This window comes from Streptomyces sp. adm13(2018) (genome assembly GCF_008042145.1).
Classification (GTDB): domain Bacteria; phylum Actinomycetota; class Actinomycetes; order Streptomycetales; family Streptomycetaceae; genus Streptomyces.
On the sequence record NZ_RDBH01000322.1, the window covers coordinates 1 to 607 of the forward strand.

Sequence of the window (607 nt, forward strand, 5' to 3'; positions counted from 1 at the left end):
GGGCGGGGCCGCCGGCGGAGCAGGCCGCCTTGTTGATGAGGCAGCCGGCGGGGTCGCCCGCCTGTCCGGCGGAGCTGGTGGTGAAGCCGACGGTGACGGACCCGCCGGGTGCCAGCCGCTTGTTCCAGTCGGCGGGCTTCACGGTGACGTGGCGCCCGGAGACGGTGTGCTCGGCGTTCCAGAGGGAGCCGAGGGTCGTCCCGGCGGGGAGGTCGAACTCCAGGGTCCAGTCGGTCTGGGCGGCGGAGGTCTCGTTGGTGACGACGTACTGGCCGGTGTAGCCGCCGGTCCAGGAGCTGGTCCGGGTGTAGGCGGCGCCGACCGAGGCGGCCTGGGCCGTACCGGTGAGCGCGAAGGCGGCGCCGCCCACGACCGCGGCGGCGACGACCGCTCCGACGGCCTTGGTCCTGACGCTCGCCCTGCGCCGGTGCGAACTGGTGCCCATCGCGTGCCTGCCTCTGTGTGCCGGGGGTGGTGAGTGGGGTGCGGCAGCACGCTAGCGACCGGGAAAGGGACAAACCGGCGTCCGGGGACACGGGCGGGGATCCTTAGGACCCGCTTAAGGAAGGCATCGGGGCTACGAAAGGTTGGGCGGGCGAGGCGGGGG

Annotated in this window: 1 protein-coding gene; it reads right to left on the reverse strand. The window is 73.6% G+C overall.

Annotated features, from left to right (window positions below; all coding sequences use genetic code 11):
- The coding region (locus tag EAO70_RS37180) for a cellulose binding domain-containing protein (RefSeq protein WP_187284219.1) at nucleotides 1-445 on the reverse strand (445 nt) is incomplete at its 3' end.
- Nucleotides 446-607: the final 162 nt, after the last annotated feature.